Raw genomic sequence first — 17,226 nt, 5'->3', positions numbered from 1 at the left:
TGCGCCCCCTGTCCGCGAGCGCCTGGTATGGGCCGCGTCTACCCGACAGTTACGGATCGAACCGGACTGGAAGTGACGGAAACAAGCCTCTTTCCTTTGGTTTCTGTTTTTCCTTCGGCGTTTCGGGGCACGGCCGCTGGGCAGCCGCGCTGCAAGGAAGCGAAGGGACAGCTTCCGTTTACAGCGAGCTACAGCGAGCGAAGGGCGTGGTGGTGGCCTTCAAAGTGACCGGCGGCGAGCAGGGCGGATGGGCCGTGCTCCATGTGTCGGGCGAGCTGGACCTGGTGACGTCGCCGGTGCTGCGGCAGCGGGTGCACGACGAGGTGGCCGAGGGTCGCCACCATCTCGTCCTGGACCTCTCCGAGGTGTACTTCTGCGACTCCAGCGGCGTCGGCGTGCTCATAGCCTCCCGCCGTCTCATCCGCTCCTGCCGGGGGAGGCTGCGCCTGATCCTTCCCGCGCGGGGAGCGGCCGAGGACTCGCACGTCAACCGGGTCCTGGGCGCGCTGGGCGTCCGCCGTCTCTTCGACGTCTACGCGGACCTCGCGGACGCCGTGGACGACGGGACGGAACCGCTCTCGGCGTAGCCGGAACCCGCTCGGCGCAGCCGAAACCGCGCTATGCGCGAGCCAGAACGGGCTCGGCGGGGGCCGGCGGGAGTCCGGGATCCGCTCTGCCACACCCTCGTACCGGAATTCCCCCGGTCTTGGTACAGACGTCACCTTCCCGCTGTCGGGGCGTCGCCGGCGTCGTACGCTCCTGCCGGAAGTATCCCCACGTGATGACGTAAGGCGGCCGACAAGCCATGGTCAGCAGTGAGTACGAACGCAGGATCGCCGCCCGGTTCGCCACCTTCGACCAGGACGGCAACGGCTACATCGACCGGGCGGACTTCGGTGCGGCGGCCAAGGCACTGCTCGCCGAGTTCGACGTCGCGGCCCGCTCCGACAAGGGGCAGGCCCTGTACGCGGGGGCCGAGGCGTTCTGGCAGGGCATGGCCGGCATCGCCGACCGGGACGGCGACCAGCGCATCACCCGGGAGGAGTTCGTGAACGGCGCGGTCAAGCGCCTGCGCGACAACCCGGAGCGGTTCGCCGAGATCGCCCGCCCCTTCCTGCACGCGGCCCTGGACATCGCCGACGCCGACAGTGACGGCCGGGCCACGGTCGCGGACACCGTACGGGTCCTCAAGGCCCTCGGAGCCCCCGACGAGGTCGCCCGCGGAGCCGCCGCGGTTCTCGACGCCGACGCGGACGGCAAGGTCGGCGAGGCGGAGATCGTGCCCGCCTTCGCCCGCTACTTCACCGTCCCCGAGTAGCGCTCGCGCAGTTTGTACTTGAGTACCTTCCTGAGCGTCTCGTTGCGCGGAAGTGCGTCCACCACCTCCAGCCGCTCCGGCAGCTTGTGCACGGAGAGTCCGGCCGCGCGCAGATAGGAGGCAACCGCTTCCAGAGTCAGCGGCTCCCCGGCCTCCTCCGCCGCCGCCTCCACCACCGCGCACACCAGTTCCCCGCGTTCCGCGTCCGGCAGGCCGATCACCGCCACGTCCCCGACGGCCGGGTGGGCGGCGAGCAGGTCCTCGATCTCCTTGGCCGAAACGTTCTCCCCCTTGCGGATGATGACGTCCTTCAGCCGCCCGGTGAGGACCAGGTGCCCGCCCGCGGTCACGTGCCCCAGGTCGCCGGTGCGCAGGAACCCCTCCGCGTCGAAGGCCTCGGCGGTCTGGGCGGGGTCCAGATAGCCCCGGCACACGGCCTCCCCGCGCAACCGCACCTCACCGCCCTCCGCGATCCGTATCTCCATGCCCTCGGGCGGCCGTCCCTCCGTCGTCGCGAGGTTCTCCGCGGTGTCGTCCGGCGCGCCCATGGTGATCATCGGCACCTCGGTCATCCCGTACCCGTGCGTGAGCTGCACGCCCATCTCGCGCACGACGGCGTGGTACACATCCGGTGGCTTGGGCGCGCCGCCGCCCGCGAGCAGCCGCAGGGTGGGAATCACCGGAACGCCCGGCTGCTTGCGCTGCTCGGCGAGGAACATCGAGTAGAACGCCGTCGATCCGCCCGCGACCGTCACCCCGTGCCGCCGGTAGCCCTCCAGCGCGTCCGGCAGTGCGAAGTGCTCGAACATCACCGCCGGGAAGCCGTACAGCAGCAGCATGACGGTGTAGTCGGGGCCGGCGATGTGGGCGTACGGGAACGCCATGGAGCCGACGTCGTCCGCCGACAGGTGCAGCGCGTGCGCGAGACACGACCCGCCCGCGATCAGCGAACGGTCGGTGTGCAGCACGCCCTTGGGGTCGGAGGTGGTGCCCGAGGTCCAGTAGATCCAGCGCACCGAGACGCCCTCGGCGGGCGGGGCGGGGAGGACCGCGGGATCCCCTTCGGGCAGGTCGTCGTACGCCTCGAAGACGCCCTTCGCGCCGAGTCGTCGCGCCATCTCGGTGTGGTCGAAGCCCCGCCACACGCCCGGCACCGCGAAGAACTCCGCCTTCGACTCGCGCAGCGCGAAGCCGACCTCCCGGTCGCGGTAGAAGGGGATGACGGGTGACTGCACGGCCCCCAGGCGGGCCAGGGCGAAGGACAGGACGGCCGTTTCGAGGCGGGTGGGCAGCTGCCAGGCGACGACCGTGCCGGGGCGGACGCCCAGGTCGTGCAGTCCGGCCGCCGTCCGCTCGGCACGCGCGCGTAGCTCGCCGAAGGTGAGCGCGCGGTCATCCTGAAGGAGGACCCGGCGGTCGGGGGTGAGGTCGGCTCGGCGGGCGAGGAGCTCCCAGAGGGTGCGGGACGCGCTCAGCGCGCGGGCGGTGTCGGTCACGGCGGCCCCCAAAAGCTGACGGACTGTCAGATCGTGGGCAGAGCGTAGAGCCCGGTGCCTTGCTGGTCCAGGGGGGCCGCACTAGCCTTCTCGGTACAACCGAATCTGACGGTCCATCAGATAATAGGGGAGTCCCATGACCGAACTGCCCCGCATCATCAGCGTCGACGACCACGTGATCGAGCCCGCGCACCTCTTCGCGACCTGGCTGCCCCGCAGGTACCGGGACCGGGGGCCGCAGCCCCTCACCGCCGGGATCGGCGAGCTCGCCTACGTCGCCGGGAAGTACCAGATCACGATGGACCCGGACGGCCAGCCCACCGACTGGTGGATCTACGAGGACCTGAAGTTCCCGTACAAGCGCAACATCGCCGCCGTCGGCTTCGACCGCGACGAGATGACGCTGGAGGGCATCACCCGGGAGGAGATGCGCCGCGGCTGCTGGGACCCGAAGGCACGCCTGGCCGACATGGACCTCAACCACGTCGAGGCCTCCCTCTGCTTCCCGTCCTTCCCGCGCTTCTGCGGGCAGACGTTCGCCGAGGCGCACGACAAGGAGGTCGCGCTGGCCTGCGTGCGCGCCTACAACGACTGGATGGTCGAGGAGTGGTGCGGGGGCAGCGGCGGCCGGCTGATCCCGCTGTGCCTGATCCCGCTCTGGGACGTCGAGCTGGCGGTCGCGGAGATCCGGCGCAACGCGGAGCGCGGGGTGCGCGCGGTGACGTTCTCCGAGATCCCCAGCCACCTGGGGCTGCCGTCCATCCACTCCGGGTACTGGGACCCGTTCTTCGCGGTCTGCGAGGAGACGGGCACAGTCGTCAACATGCACATCGGGTCGTCGTCGCAGATGCCGGCCGCCTCACCGGACGCGCCCCCGGCCGTCCAGGCGTCCCTGTCCTTCAACAACGCGATGGCCTCGATGATGGACTACCTCTTCAGCGGGGTCCTGGTCCGCTTCCCGCGCCTCAAACTCGCCTACTCCGAGGGCCAGATGGGCTGGATCCCGTACGCCCTGGAGCGCGCCGACGACGTCTGGGAGGAGCACCGCGCGTGGGGCGGCGTCCGGGACCTCATCCCCGAGCCGCCGTCCACGTACTACTACCGGCAGATCTTCTGCTGCTTCTTCCGCGACAAGCACGGCGTCGCCTCCCTGGACGTCGTGGGGCGCGACAACGCCACCTTCGAAACCGACTACCCGCACGTCGACTCGACCTTCCCGCACACCAAGGAGGTCGCCCTCGACCACGTCAAGGGCCTCGACGACGAGACGGTCTACAAGCTGATGCGGGGCAACGCGATCCGCATGCTGGACCTGGACTTCGACAGCTGATGGACCTCTCGGACAGCCCCGAGGACGCGGAGTTCCGGGCCCGGCTGCGGGACTGGCTCGGCAAGGCGCTGCCGACGCTCCCGCCGAAGCCGTCCCCGGACGACTGGCCCGGCCGCCGCGCCTACGACCTCGGCTGGCAGCGGACGCTGTACGAGGCGGGATACGCCGACGTCCACTGGGACGCCTCCCCGACCGTCCGGCTGATCTTCCTGGAGGAGACGGAGAAGGCGGGCGCCCCCTACGTGGGGGCGGGCTTCGTCGGGCTGCTGCACGCCGGACCGACCATCGCCGCCGAGGGGACGGCAGGGCAGCGCGAGCGCTGGCTGCCGCCGATCCTGCGCGGCGAGGAGGTCTGGTGCCAGGGCTTCAGCGAGCCCGACGCCGGCTCCGACCTCGCGGCGCTGCGCACGCGCGCGTGGCGCGACGGCGACGACTACGTGGTGAGCGGCTCCAAGATCTGGACCTCGCACGCGGAAGTCGCCGACTGGTGCGAGCTGTTGGTCCGCACCGACCCGGGCGCGCCGAAGCACAAGGGCATCACCTGGCTGGCGATGCCCATGGACGCGCCGGGCGTCACGGTACGGCCGCTGCGCACCCTCGCCGGGTCCGCCGAGTTCGCCGAGGTGTTCCTCGACGAGGTGCGGGTGCCGGCGGCCAACAGGGTGGGCGAGGAGAACGACGGCTGGCGCGTGACGATGGTGACGCTGTCCTTCGAGCGCGGCACCGCCTTCGTCGGCGAGGTCGTCGCCTGCCGCCGTGTGCTGGGCGAACTCGCCCGCGAGGCACGGAGCAACGGCCGCTGGGACGATCCCGCGCTACGGCAGCGGCTGGGCCGCCTCAACGCCGAGTTCAGGGCGCTGTGGCGGCTGACGCAGTGGAACGTGAGCGAGGCGGAGGCCACGGGGGGCCTGCCGGGCGTCGGGGGTTCGGTTTTCAAACTGAGGTACTCGCAGGCGCGCCAGGACCTGTACGACACCGCGGCCGACGTCCTGGGCGACGCCTGTCTCGACCTCGACCACCCCTGGGTCGGCGACCGGCTCTCCTCGCTGTCCTACACCATCGCGGCCGGCACCTCGCAGATCCAGCGCAACATCGTGGCCGAACGGATCCTGGGGCTGCCGAAGGGGCGGTGAACGCTCAGCCATGCGTTTCCAACTGACGGAAGATCAGCGGGCGCTGCGGGACGGGATGCGGGGGCTGCTCGCGCGCCGTTTCGACCGTACGGCGCTGCGGGCCGCCGTGGACCGGCCGGGACGGCTGGACCGGGCGCTGTGGCGGGAGCTCGGGGCGGCCGGGTTCTTCGCACTGCGGCTGCCCGAGGCGGACGGCGGCGTCGGACTGGGCCTGCCCGAAGCGGTGTTGGCGTTCGAGGAGGCGGGCCGGGCCCTGCTGCCCGGCCCGCTGATCGCCACCCACCTCGCGGCAGGACACGTGCCCGGCGCGGCGGACGGCGAGACGGTCGTCGCGGCGGTGGACGGCGGCGGGGTGGTGGAGTGGCTGACGGAGGCGGACGTCGTCCTTGGGGGCGGCGGGAAGATCGGGGGCAGCGGGGGCAGCGGGGGCAGCGGGGGCACGAGGGCCGGCGCTACGGACACCGGGGGCGCTGACGACCTCAAGGACCTTGAGGACCTCAAGGGCGTCAGGGGCCTTGAGGGGGTCGTACGGATGCGGTCTGTGGATCCGTTGACGCCGCTGCACCGGGTTCAGGCGTGCCCGGGCGCAGCGGTCGCCGTGGACCCCGTCGCCGTCCTCCTCACCGCCGCCGAACAGCTCGGCACCGCCACGCGCGCGTGCGAGCTGGCCGTGCAACACGCCCGGGCGCGCGAGCAGTTCGGACAGCCGATCGGGGCCTTCCAAGCGGTCAAGCATCTGTGCGCGGAGCTGCTGGTGCGGGTCGAGGTGGCCCGCGCGGCGCTCTACGCGGCGGCCGTCACCGCCGACCCGGCCGACATCGCGGCCGCCCGGCTCCTCGCCGACGAGGCGGCCGTGCGCGGCGCGCGCGACTGCCTCCAGGTGCACGGCGGCATGGGTTTCACCTGGGAGGCAGACGTACATCTGCTGCTCAAGCGGGCCTGGGTGCGCACTCGACGTGCTGGAGGCGCTACGGAGAGTGAGGAGCTGCTCGCGGGTGACCTGCTGTCAGGGGCGGGCCGTTGACCGCGTACGACCGCTGCTGCCTGCGGTGACGGCAGGGGGCCGGTCGGACGGTCGTACGGATGTCGCGGATTGTGGCATACCGGAATCACGGAGCGTTGATATCGGGTTGTGTCCGATGCGTGACCCGTCACGGCCCGGAGTCGGAGGGTCGCTCCGGTACCTTCTGTGTGATGCGAGTGGTTCCGAGCATGAGCCATGCCGGCGGTGCCCCTGGGGCGGTGCCGGATCCGGCGGTGCGCGCCGCCACTTGCTGGGCGGACGGGCAGTCGGCCCCCGCCTGTTCGACTCCCCGCAACGAGCGTCGCACAGTATGCCGCACGGGTACTCCTTCGCGCTGGAATATGCCCGAAGCGCTTGTTGAGGTGACTGTACGTCAACCAAGCTGTCTCGTAAGGGATTCACGTTCCGTCACCCTGCCTCTGGCTGTTGTTCTGGCCATGCAGAAAATGGCTACGATCGTGGCCCCCGTCGTCATGGTGCACACGCGGCTCGCGTGGCTTGCGTGGCGCACGGCCATGTGTCCGCCGGTTCGGATGGTGTGAGCGGTGCAGGTGCTTCAAGTGCAGCTGGAGATCCGGCCCGACCCCGCTGAGGTGGGGCGCGCCCGGAGGTGGGCCCGTTCGCGTCTTGCCGGGTCCGGGATAGGGGACGAGGAGCCGCTCGCCGAGACGCTGATCCTGCTCGTCTCCGAACTGGTCACCAACGCCGTGGTGCACACCGGCTGTCCGGCCGTGCTGCGGCTGTCCCTGCCGTCCGCGCCGGCGGGCGAGACGGCCGACGACTCGGCCGAAGCGTCCGTCGTCCGCCTGGAGGTGGCCGACGCCAGCGACCGGGCCCCCGTGCCCCGGTGTGCCGGTGACGACGCGACCGGCGGCCGTGGCCTGGCCCTCGTGGACGGCCTCGCGGACCGCTGGGGGTGGAGCGTCGAGGGCGCGGGCAAGCGGATCTGGTGCGAACTGGACCGTTGCGCCGGGCCCGACGAGGCCGCGGTGGGCCACGGGAACGTGACGGAGTGCGGAAGCGCGGTCGGCCAGGAGTCGGCCTGTGAAGGGTTCGCCTTCGAGGTGGTCTGAGCGACCCGGGTGTTCCTCGGCCGGCCTTGGTCGGCCTCGGTGTTTCCGGGAGTGCCTGGGAGCCCCTCCTGATGGGCGCATGGCGTCGGAGGGTCGGCAGGCTGTGGGGCACGGGCGCAGAAAGCGCTGTCGGCCTTGGCCGGTCAGGGGGCGGTGCGCCTGGCTGTGCTTCCGTGCGCGCCCACCGCAAATAGGGCGTAAGTAATAAATCTCCGTTCGGGTGTTGACGTGACGTGTCCGTTTGATCACGCTTGTGGTCAGCGATTCGCCGTGAGGGGACGACGAGGGCTTCGGTGACGGAGGCCCTCGCCGAGTGTGGGTCGTGATTCGGCGTCGGTTCCCTCAGGGCCGAGGGGAGTCGATGGGGGTCCCCCCGCTCGAGCGAAGCGGAGAGCGGGGAGGCACGCCGGAGTCGGATGGCGGTGCGCGGTGCCGTGCTCGGGGCGGGCAGCTGCGCGCCGCCAGCCGACGTTGTTCGTGGATGTCGGGGGTCTGTGGGGCTTGGCGGCTCGGGGATGCGTGGTGTTCAGAGAACGGCTACGGGGGCCACCGGAGTTCCCGTCCCGCCGACGAACGGTTCGGGCATCGCCGACAGCAGGAACGCGTACCGGCCGGTTTCTCCACAGGCTGTGGACAACTCTTCGAGATTCCAGTTCTGCCCCTGCAGCATCCCCATCTCCACGAGGTGGAGCGCGTGCACGGGCAGCCACAGGTCGTCGATCTCGGGCGGGAAGACCTCGAAGGTCAGGGTGTCGTTGGCGACGGCGGCCACATCGCGCGCGTGGAACCACTCCGGGGCGCGGACCGACAACCCCGGCGAGGGAAAGCCGTACCCCTGCTTGTCGCCGGCCAGATAGACCTGGACCTGCCCGGTCCGTACGAGCACGATGTCGCCCGCACGCACGCGCGTGCCGGCCAGATCCTCTGCCGCCTCCAGGTCCTCCGGAGTGACCGCGTGCCCGCCCGTCAGCCGGTCGACGCCACGCGCGCGTGCCACGTCGAGCAGCACCCCGCGCGAGACGACGTGCCGTGCCTTGTCGATGCCGCTGAACTCGGCCCCGCCGTGCGCGGTGACGGTGGCGGCCGGACGGCCGTTGTAGAGCTTCCCCGAGTGCGAGACATGCGTCAGCGCGTCCCAATGGGTGCCCGCCTGCAGGCCCATCGTCACGACGTCGTCGGAGCACGCCACCGTGCCCGGGCCGAAGATCTCCTGGTTGATCTGCACCATGGCGTGCAGCGGGTTGACCCGGCCCGGGATCAGCCCGCTCTGCACGCCGTCCTCCCGCAGGGGCAGCGCGAGCGGGACGCGGCGGCCGGTGCGGACCTCGGCGACGGCCGCGCGGACGACGTCGTCGGTGACGAGGTTCAGTGTGCCGATCTCGTCGTCGGCCCCCCAGCGCCCCCAGTTGTTGACGCGCTTCGCGATGTCGTGGAACTCGACCGGCAGTGTCATTCCATGCCTCCCCGGGGCTTGTCCCCGACCGACTGACGGGTCAACCTAGACCTCGCAACCCAAATCTAACGGTCCGTCAGAAACTGTGGGAGGGGGCCGGGCGTGGGGAAATTCTTGGCCGGCAAGGTCGTCGCCGTCACGGGGGCAGGACGTGGCATCGGACGGGCGGTGGCGCGCGCGGCGGCGGCGGAGGGCGCGCGGGTCGTCGTCAACGACTACGGCGTGGGCGTGGACGGGGCCGCGCCCACGAGCGAGGTCGCCGAGGCCGTCGTCAAGGAGATAGCGGCGGCCGGCGGAGAGGCCGTCGCCGTCGCCGACGACATCTCCACCATGGCGGGCGGTCAGCGGCTCGTCGACGTGGCGGTCGCGTCGTACGGCAGGCTCGACGGGGTCGTGTGCGTGGCCGGGATCCTGCGCGAGCGGATGCTGTTCAACATGTCCGAGGAGGAGTGGGACCCGGTCGTCGCCACCCATCTGAAGGGCACGTTCACCGTGTTCCGGGCGGCGTCGGCGGTGATGCGGGCGCAACGGGCGGGCACGCTGATCGGGTTCACCAGCGGCAACCACCAGGGATCGGTGTCCCAGGCCAACTACAGCGCGGCCAAGGGCGGGATCATCTCGCTCGTGCGGAGCGCCGCGCTGGGCCTGCACAAGTACGGGGTGACGGCGAACGCGGTGGCCCCCGTGGCCCGTACGCGCATGTCGGCGGGCGTGCCGATGGAGCTGGCGGAGATCGGCGAACCCGAGGACGTGGCCGCGTTCGTGGTGTATCTGCTGTCGGACCGTGCGCGGGACGCGGGGGTCACCGGGCAGGTGTACACCGTCGCCGGGCCGAAGATCGCGGTGTGGGCGCAGCCGCGTGAACTGCGTTCGGCGTACGCCTCCGGCGGATGGACGCCCGAAACCATCGCGGAGTCCCTGCCGGCGACGGTGGGGGTCGATCCGATGCCGATGCTGGAGCGGTTGGAGGAGATGGCTCGGGCCGCGCGGGAGGGGGCCCGACCGAACGCCCAGTAGCTCGGGGGATGTGGCGTGCGGCGACTGCGGGCTGCTTGCGGCTGGTCGCGCCCACGCGGCGGAGCCGCACATCGGTACAGTCCCGCGCCCCTGGGGTGATTGTCGCGACCAGCGCCGAGAGGAGAGCTCCGTGAACTTTGGATTCACTGCCGAGGACGAGGCGTTCCGCGCCGAGGCGCGTGCCTGGCTCGAGGCGAGCGCCCCGCACACCGGCGAACGACGCTCATGGGAACGCACCCTCGGGGCCGCCGGCTGGATCGGGATCGGGTGGGCGGAAAACGGATACGGAAACCGGGTCGCCAGTCTTACGCAGCAGGTCGCCTGGGCCGAGGAGTACGCGCGGTCGGGGGCCCCGGCCCGCTCCGGGCACATCGGGGAGAACCTGCTCGCGCCGACCCTCCTCGCGCACGGCACGGCGGAGCAGAAGGCGCGCTTCCTGCCGCCGATCGCCGCCGGCGCCGAACTGTGGTGCCAGGGGTACAGCGAGCCGGGCGCCGGGTCCGACCTCGCCGGAGTCCGTACGAGAGCCGAACTCGCCCCCGACGGACGGTCGTACCGCGTCACCGGGCAGAAGATCTGGACCTCGCTCGCCCATGAGGCCGACTGGTGCTTCGTGCTGGCGCGGACCGACCCGGAGTCGACGCGTCATCGCGGGCTGAGTTTCCTGCTCGTGCCCATGGACCAGCCGGGGCGGATCGAGGTGCGGCCCATTCGGCAGCTGACCGGGACCAGCGAGTTCAACGAGGTCTTCTTCGAAGGGGCGCACGCGCGCGTGGAGCACCTCGTGGGTGCGCAGGGCGACGGCTGGCGGGTCGCGATGAGTCTCCTCGGCTTCGAACGCGGGGTGTCGACCCTCGCCCAGCAGATCGGCTTCGCCGAGGAGTTGGGGCGGGTGGTGCGTACGGCTGTCGAGACGGGCGCGGCCGACGACCCCGTCGTACGCGATCGGCTGGTGCGGCTGTGGGCCGAGTTGCGCACCATGCGGTGGAACGCGTTGCGGACGCTGGGGGGCTCCGGCGGGCCGGGCGCGCCGAGCGTGGCCAAGCTGCTGTGGGCGGGCTGGCATCAGCGGCTGGGGGAGGCGGCGGTGCAGGTTCGGGGGGCGGCGGCGGGCGTCGGACCGGTGGACTGGTCGCCGTCCTCGCCGTACGAACTCGACGACGAGCAGTACCTGTTCCTGTTCTCCCGGGCCGACACGATCTACGGCGGCTCGGACCAGATCCAGCGCACGATCATCGCCGAGCGGGTGCTCGGCCTGCCCAGAGAGCGCAAGGGGGTCGTCTGATGCGAGGCGTGGTGTTCGACGGGAAGCGGGCCGAGGTCGTCGACGATCTTCAGGTGCGGGATCCGGGGCCGGGCGAGGTGCTGGTCGCGATCTCGGCGGCGGGGCTGTGCCACAGCGACCTGTCGGTCGTCGACGGGACGATTCCGTTCCCGGCTCCTGTCGTCCTCGGGCATGAGGGCGCGGGCGTGGTGGAGGCGGTCGGCGCGGGCGTCACGCATGTCGTCCCCGGGGACCATGTCGCGCTGTCCACGCTCGCCAACTGCGGTGCCTGCGCGGAGTGCGACCGCGGCCGGCCGACCATGTGCCGACAGGCCATCGGACGCCCGCAGAAGCCGTTCACGCGCGCGGGGAGGTCGGTGTACCAGTTCGCGGCCAACTCCGCGTTCGCCGAGCGGACGGTCGTCAAGGCCGTGCAGGCGGTGCGGATCCCGACGGACATCCCCCTGACGTCCGCAGCGCTCATCGGGTGCGGGGTGCTGACCGGCGTCGGGGCCGTGCTCAACCGCGCGCGGGTGGGGTACGGGGAGAGCGTCGTCGTCATCGGGACGGGCGGGATCGGGCTGAACGTGCTGCAGGGGGCGCGGATCGCGGGGGCGCTGCGGATCGTCGCGGTGGACTCCAATCCGGCGAAGGAGGCGGTGGCGCGGCTGTTCGGGGCGACCGACTTCCTGACGTCCGTGAAGGACGTGCGGGACCTGCTGCCGACGGGGGCGGACCATGTCTTCGAGTGCGTGGGGCGGGTCGAGCTGATCCGGGCCGCGATCGACCTGCTCGACCGGCGCGGGCAGGCGGTGCTGCTCGGGGTGCCGCCCGCGACCGCCGAGGCGTCCTTCCTCGTCTCCTCACTGTTCCTGGACAAGTCGATCCTGGGCTGCCGCTACGGCGCCTCACGGCCGCAGCGGGACGTCGCCCTCTACGCCGAGCTGTACCGCGAGGGCCGACTGCTGCTCGACGAACTCGTCACGCAGACCTATCCGGTCGAGGACTTCGAGAAGGCGACGGCGGACGCGGAGGCCGGGCGGGTGGCGCGAGGTGTGCTGACGTTCTGACGTTCTGACGTTCGGACGGCTGTCCCGTTCGGACGGCTGTCCCGTTCGGACGGCTGTCCCGTTCGACCGTCCGTCCGGGTGGACCCTGACGATCCATCAGGGTCGGCTCAGGGGTGCGGCAGGGGAGTCACTGATAGCGGGCGGCCGGTCATGGCCAGCAGACTGTTGATCATGTCGAACACTGCCGATGGCCCCCGCCCGTCTCTCGCCCGCCGCGTCGCGGTCACCCTCGCCGGCACCGCTGCCCTGGCAGGTCTTGCGGGCGTGTACACGCCGGGTCCCGCGTACGCCGAGCCGAGTGCCGCCGCGGCCCCGTCCGCGGCCGATTTCAGCGACTGCCCGGCCCTCCCCACCGGGGTCGACCCGGCCCGCTGGAGATGTGAAGTGCACACTGCGGCACCGAAGTTGACGATGGGCAAGATCAGCGTGACTCTCGCTCCGATCACCATGACGCATGCCGAGGGGCCCATGCCGGACGGTACCGACGGGCAGGTATGGGGTGCGATGCACGGTGCAGCAACCGCCGTTCCAGGCGGGCTGACAGGCAGTGCGGCCGGTGAGCACTCGCGGCAGCCTCGATTGGCGATCAAGCCGGAGTACGGTGGCCGATCCGACTTCTATACCGGGCAATTCAGCCTGCGCTTCCGGCTGCTGAGCCCGCTGCTGCCACAGGGATGCATCATCGGGGCGAGCGCGCCGGTCGACTTTCAGCTGAAGCGGTCGGGCCCTTCGGAGTGGGTCTCCCAGGATCCGCCGGTGATCAAGTTCTCGGCGTACGACGACGCCTTCGTCGCCCCCGCCGCTGAAGACTGCGGGCCGCTGACAGTGCCACTCAACCGCCGGCTCGGCCTGCCGGCGTCGAGCCAGAATCTGATGGCGTACGACGCGACCTACACCTTCCGAATGTACGACCAGCTGCCGACTCCCTGATGGGCGGCACCGGCCGGCAACGGTGTTCGAAGGACGAGAGGCCGTCGCGCCGGCACTCGCCCCGGCGGGGTTGTCCACAGGGTCGGGAAACCCGTGGGCCGTGTCAGCTGTACCGCCTACGGTCGGTTCATGAGTTACCGCGATGTCGTCTCCCGACAGGTGTTGATCTGGGCCTGCACCGCCGTCGGCGCTCGTATGCCGGTTGCCATGGCCCCGTTGGCCCTGGTGTTCCTGGTGCGCGAGCGGCCCGGCGGCTACTCGCTGGGCGCGATGCTCGCGGCGGCGTATGTCATCGGCGAGATCGTGGGCGCTCCGGTTCTCGGAATGCGGCTGCGGTATGAGCGGGTCCGCCTGCACCTGGCCGTCGGGCTTGCGTGCGGGGCCGTCGGGTTCGCGGGACTGGGGGGCTTACCGGGCGCGCACCCCGCCGTTCTCGGTGGGTTCGCGTTCGTGGCCGGGGCAGCTCCGGCCGCCGCCACCGGCGGGCTGCGCACGCTGCTCACGACGCTGGTCCCGGAACGGTCGGCGGCGCAGGCGCTGTCGGTCGAGTCGATGCTGACGGCCGGCGTGTGGGCGGCCTCGCCGGCCGCGGTCGCCGGGCTGGCCCTCGGCGTCGCGCCGCGCGTCCCGCTGCTGCTGGCCGCCGCCCTGATGGCGTCGTCGGTCGCGGGCCTGTGGCTTCTGCCGGCCGCCTGGGGTGCGGACCACGCCGGCGGTGGCGGGGCGCGGCTGCGGGTGCTGGCCGGGGCCTGGCCGGTGTATGTCACGGGCGCGGCGAGTCTGGCCCTGCTCGGGCTGGCCGAGCTCGTCCTGCCGGCGCTGCTCGAACAGCGGGGCGTCGAGGTGGGCTGGTCCGGACCGTTGCTGACCGGGATGGCCGTGGGCGGGGGACTCGGGGGGTTCGTCTACGGGCTGCGGGCCTGGCCGGGGATGCTCCGCACCCGCAGTGTGGCGCTGATGGTCGGGACGTCGGTCTGTGTGACGCTCGCCGCGCTGATACCGGGCGTCGTCGGGATCGCTGCGGCGCTTGCCGTGGGCGGCACGCTCCAGACGGGCGCGATGCTCACCCGCAACCTGTCCCTGCGCGAGGCCCTGCCGCCGGGCGCCCTGGCCGCGGGCTACTCCGTCATGTACGCGGCGGCGGGGGCGGGTTACGCGGCGACGGGATCGCTCGCCGGCGCGCTGCTCCAGGCGGTGGCGCCGTCGACCGCGATCCTGGCCGGGGTGGGTCTGACGCTGGCGCTGACCGCGCTCGGCTGGTGGGGCGAGATGCGGCACGCCGACCGCTCAGCGCAGGGCGCCGATCCCGCCGTGGCTTTCGCCGCCTCCGCTGACTGCGATGGATCGGCTGGTTCCGAGGACTCGGCTGCTTCGGAGGGCGCGGCCGCTTCCGTTGCTTGCACTGGTTGCACTGGTTGCACTGCTTGCGCTGGTTCCGCTGCTGCGGTTGCGCTCGGTCGTGCCGACTCCGGATCCGACGACTCCGGGCCCGCCGACTCCCGGTCTGCCGGCTCCGGTTCGGAAGGTGCGGCGATACGCGGTCGGAGTGACGCCGAGCGCCGTCTGTAGGTGCTGGCGCATCGACTGGGCGGTGCCGAAACCGGCGTCCCGGGCGATCTGGTCGACGGACAGGTCGCTGGACTCCAGCAGGTGCCGGGCCCGCTCGACGCGCTGCTGGGTGAGCCACTGGCCGGGGCTGATCCCGACCTCCTCGCGGAAGCGGCGCGTGAACGTCCGCACGGACATGGCCTCCTGTTCGGCCATGTCGCGCAGCTGGATCGGCTCGTGGAGGCGGCCCAGCGCCCATGCGCGGGCGGCGGTCGTGGTCGCCGTCTGCGGATCGGGCACGGGGCGCTCGATGTACTGCGCCTGGCCGCCGTCGCGGTGCGGCGGTACGACCGTGCGGCGGGCGACGTCGTTGGCTACGGCGGTGCCGTGGTCGCGGCGCACGATGTGCAGGCACAGGTCGATGCCGGCGGCGACACCGGCGGAGGTGAGGACGTCGCCGTCGTCGATGAACAGGACGTCCGGGTCGACGTCGATCTGCGGGAAGAGCCGCTGGAGGCGGTCGGCGTCGGCCCAATGGGTGGTGGCGGGGCGGCCGTCGAGGAGGCCGGCGGCGGCCAGGACGTACACGCCGGTGCAGATGGAGGCGAGTCGGGTGCCGGGCCGGATGTGGGCGAGGGCGGTGGCGAGGCCGTCGGTGAGCACGCCCTCCTCGAAGACCGGGCCGAGCTCGTAGCAGGCCGGGACGATCACGGTGTCGGCGGTGGCCAGGGTCTCGGGGCCGTTCGCGACCGTGATCGCGAAGTCGGCGTCCGTCTCGACGGGCCCCGGAGGCCGGATCGAGCAGGTGACGACCTCGTACAGGTGCCGTCCCTCGGCGTCCTTGGGGCGGCCGAAGATGCGGTGCGGGATGCCCAGCTCGAAGGGGAGGAGGCCGTCGAGGGCGAGGACGACGACGCGGTGGGGGCGGAAGCCTTGCTCCGTGTGACGACGCATGGCCCGATCCTAGCGAATGCTGTCTCTCGGGCCACTCGTTGGGAGAAGACGGACATTGGATGCTCTTTGACGTGACCCAGACAGCCGAAGCCCCTGAAGCCCCTGAAGCCCCTGAAGCCTCTGAAGCCTCTGAAGCACCTGGAACTTCTGAGACCCCTGTCGCCCCGGCGGCGCTGGGGCGGAAGCAGCCGTCCCGTATCCGTATCCGTATCCATCGCGCCTGGTTCGTCGCCGCCGTCACCTTCGTCACGATCATCGGTGCGGCGGCCTTCCGGTCGCTTCCGGGACTGCTCATCGATCCGTTGCACGAGGACTTCGGCTGGTCGCGCGGCACGGTCGGCGCGGCGGTCTCGATCAACCTGGCGCTGTACGGCCTTACAGCCCCGTTCGCGGCGGCGCTGATGGATCGTTTCGGCATCCGTCGGGTGGTCGCCGTGGCCCTGACCGTGATCTCGGCCGGTTCGCTTCTGACGGTGTGGATGACGGCGGCCTGGCAACTGCTGCTGTGCTGGGGCCTGTTGGTGGGCCTGGGCTCGGGCTCGATGGCGCTGGCCTTCGCGGCGACGGTCACCGACCGCTGGTTCACCGCACGCCGGGGCCTGGTCAGCGGCATTCTGACCGCGGCCTCCGCCTCCGGCCAGCTGATCTTCCTGCCGCTGCTGTCGTGGATCGTCACGCGCTACGACTGGCGTCCGGCGGCCGTGACGGTGGCGCTGGCCGCGCTCGCCGTCGTCCCCTTCGTGTGGCTGCTGCTGCGCGACCACCCGGCTGACGTCGGCCAGAAGCCGTACGGGGCACAGGAGTTCGTGCCGAAGCCGCCCCCGGTGGAGGGCGCTGCGCGACGCACGCTGCGGGTGCTCTTCGCGGCGGTCCGCACGGGGCCGTTCTGGCTGCTGGCCGGTACCTTCGCGATCTGCGGGGCCTCGACGAACGGTCTGATCCAGACCCACTTCGTCCCGGCGGCCCACGACCACGGCATGCCGGTGACGGCAGCGGCCTCGCTTCTCGCGGTGATCGGCGTCTTCGACGTGGTCGGCACGATCGCCTCCGGCTGGTTCACGGACCGCTTCGAGCCGCGTCGGCTGCTGGCGGTGTACTACGCGCTGCGCGGCCTCTCGCTTCTCTTCCTGCCGATTCTGCTGGACCCCTCCGTGCGCCCGCCGATGATCTTCTTCATCGTCTTCTACGGTCTCGACTGGGTCGCCACCGTCCCGCCCACCCTCGCCCTGTGCCGCGAGCACTATGGCGACGACAGTGCGATCGTCTTCGGCTGGGTCCTCGCCTCCCACCAGATCGGCGCGGCCCTGGTCGCCTTCCTGGGCGGACTGGCGCGGGACGTCTTCGGCTCGTACGACGTGGTCTGGTACGCGTCGGGCGCGTTGTGCGCCGCGGCGGCGCTGATGGCCCTGGTGATCCGCCGCCGCCCAACACTCACGACCCCGACCCCGACCCCGACCCCGACCCCGGCTCCGACCCCGGCCTAAGGCCGCCGCCCGGCCGTGACGCCCCCGGCGGTTGTGCCGCCCGGCCGTGACGCCCCCGGCGGTTGTGCCGCCCGGCCGTGACGCCCCCGGCGGTTGTGCCGCCCGGCCGTGACGCCCCCGGCGGTTGTGCCG

At 71.7% G+C, this 17,226-nt stretch carries 14 protein-coding genes and 1 pseudogene; 12 read left to right on the top strand and 3 right to left on the bottom strand.

Features of this window, described 5'->3' with window-relative positions; all coding sequences use genetic code 11:
* The first annotated feature begins 206 nt into the window (after positions 1-206).
* Together ACIBAF_RS12195 and ACIBAF_RS12190 are read left to right on the top strand one after the other, a co-directional pair.
* Positions 207-587: an STAS domain-containing protein gene (locus ACIBAF_RS12195; protein ID WP_399463093.1), complete on the top strand. Its 381-nt coding sequence runs from the start codon at positions 207-209 to the stop codon at positions 585-587.
* A 218-nt stretch (positions 588-805) separates the two neighbouring features.
* On the top strand, positions 806-1,318 hold the full coding sequence (locus ACIBAF_RS12190; protein ID WP_079661579.1) for an EF-hand domain-containing protein: 513 nt from the start codon (positions 806-808) through the stop codon (positions 1,316-1,318).
* On the opposite strand, the gene ACIBAF_RS12185 is transcribed toward ACIBAF_RS12190, so the two are convergent.
* On the bottom strand, positions 1,297-2,814 hold the full coding sequence (locus ACIBAF_RS12185) for a class I adenylate-forming enzyme family protein (protein WP_399463092.1): 1,518 nt from the start codon (positions 2,812-2,814) through the stop codon (positions 1,297-1,299). The genes ACIBAF_RS12190 and ACIBAF_RS12185 overlap by 22 nt on opposite strands.
* A gap of 136 nt (positions 2,815-2,950) precedes the next feature.
* Here ACIBAF_RS12185 and ACIBAF_RS12180 point away from each other — a divergent pair, with 136 nt between their 5' ends.
* From ACIBAF_RS12180 to ACIBAF_RS12165, 4 genes are all read left to right on the top strand, one after another.
* Entirely contained in the window at positions 2,951-4,144 is a 1,194-nt protein-coding gene (locus ACIBAF_RS12180; RefSeq protein ID WP_399463091.1) for an amidohydrolase family protein, read from the top strand.
* On the top strand, positions 4,144-5,277 hold the full coding sequence (locus ACIBAF_RS12175) for an acyl-CoA dehydrogenase (RefSeq protein WP_399463090.1): 1,134 nt from the start codon (positions 4,144-4,146) through the stop codon (positions 5,275-5,277). The genes ACIBAF_RS12180 and ACIBAF_RS12175 overlap by 1 nt, the downstream gene beginning before the upstream one ends.
* A 10-nt stretch (positions 5,278-5,287) precedes the next feature.
* Entirely contained in the window at positions 5,288-6,301 is a 1,014-nt protein-coding gene (locus ACIBAF_RS12170) for an acyl-CoA dehydrogenase family protein (RefSeq protein WP_399463089.1), read from the top strand.
* Between the two features lie 560 nt (positions 6,302-6,861).
* Positions 6,862-7,374 (top strand): ATP-binding protein, encoded by a 513-nt coding sequence (locus ACIBAF_RS12165; RefSeq protein WP_399463168.1) that lies wholly within the window; start codon positions 6,862-6,864, stop codon positions 7,372-7,374.
* A gap of 526 nt (positions 7,375-7,900) precedes the next feature.
* On the opposite strand, the gene ACIBAF_RS12160 is transcribed toward ACIBAF_RS12165, so the two are convergent.
* Positions 7,901-8,827: a cyclase family protein gene (locus ACIBAF_RS12160; RefSeq protein ID WP_399463088.1), complete on the bottom strand. Its 927-nt coding sequence runs from the start codon at positions 8,825-8,827 to the stop codon at positions 7,901-7,903.
* A 102-nt stretch (positions 8,828-8,929) separates the two neighbouring features.
* Here ACIBAF_RS12160 and ACIBAF_RS12155 point away from each other — a divergent pair, with 102 nt between their 5' ends.
* The 5 genes from ACIBAF_RS12155 (at position 8,930) to ACIBAF_RS12135 (ending at position 14,677) form a co-directional block, all read left to right on the top strand.
* Entirely contained in the window at positions 8,930-9,844 is a 915-nt protein-coding gene (locus tag ACIBAF_RS12155; RefSeq protein ID WP_399463087.1) for an SDR family oxidoreductase, read from the top strand.
* A gap of 130 nt (positions 9,845-9,974) precedes the next feature.
* Positions 9,975-11,129 carry an acyl-CoA dehydrogenase family protein gene (locus ACIBAF_RS12150; protein WP_399463086.1) on the top strand — a complete coding sequence of 385 codons (1,155 nt, stop codon included), beginning with the start codon at positions 9,975-9,977 and terminating at the stop codon, positions 11,127-11,129.
* Positions 11,129-12,178, top strand: a complete 1,050-nt coding sequence (locus ACIBAF_RS12145; protein ID WP_399463085.1) for a Zn-dependent alcohol dehydrogenase — start codon at positions 11,129-11,131, stop codon at positions 12,176-12,178. Before ACIBAF_RS12150 ends, ACIBAF_RS12145 begins: the two co-directional genes overlap by 1 nt.
* A 171-nt stretch (positions 12,179-12,349) precedes the next feature.
* The gene (locus tag ACIBAF_RS12140; RefSeq protein ID WP_399463084.1) at positions 12,350-13,108 is read left to right on the top strand and encodes a hypothetical protein; all 759 of its coding nucleotides are present in this window, start codon (positions 12,350-12,352) and stop codon (positions 13,106-13,108) included.
* Positions 13,109-13,237: 129 nt separating this feature from the next.
* A complete protein-coding gene (locus tag ACIBAF_RS12135; RefSeq protein WP_399463083.1) occupies positions 13,238-14,677 on the top strand; it encodes an MFS transporter in 1,440 nt (479 codons plus the stop codon).
* On the opposite strand, the pseudogene ACIBAF_RS12130 reads toward ACIBAF_RS12135, so the two are convergent.
* Positions 14,606-15,610 (bottom strand): annotated as a pseudogene (locus tag ACIBAF_RS12130) (GlxA family transcriptional regulator); the annotation flags it as partial. The gene ACIBAF_RS12135 and the pseudogene ACIBAF_RS12130 overlap by 72 nt on opposite strands.
* A 71-nt stretch (positions 15,611-15,681) precedes the next feature.
* On the opposite strand from ACIBAF_RS12130, the gene ACIBAF_RS12125 reads away from it, so the two are divergent.
* Positions 15,682-17,094 (top strand): MFS transporter, encoded by a 1,413-nt coding sequence (locus ACIBAF_RS12125; RefSeq protein ID WP_399463082.1) that lies wholly within the window; start codon positions 15,682-15,684, stop codon positions 17,092-17,094.
* Positions 17,095-17,226 lie beyond the last annotated feature (132 nt).

Source organism: Streptomyces sp. NPDC051677 (assembly GCF_044453465.1).
Taxonomy (GTDB): domain Bacteria; phylum Actinomycetota; class Actinomycetes; order Streptomycetales; family Streptomycetaceae; genus Streptomyces.
The sequence above is the reverse complement of the archived record's forward strand: the minus strand, read 5'-3'. Positions and strand labels throughout refer to the sequence as shown.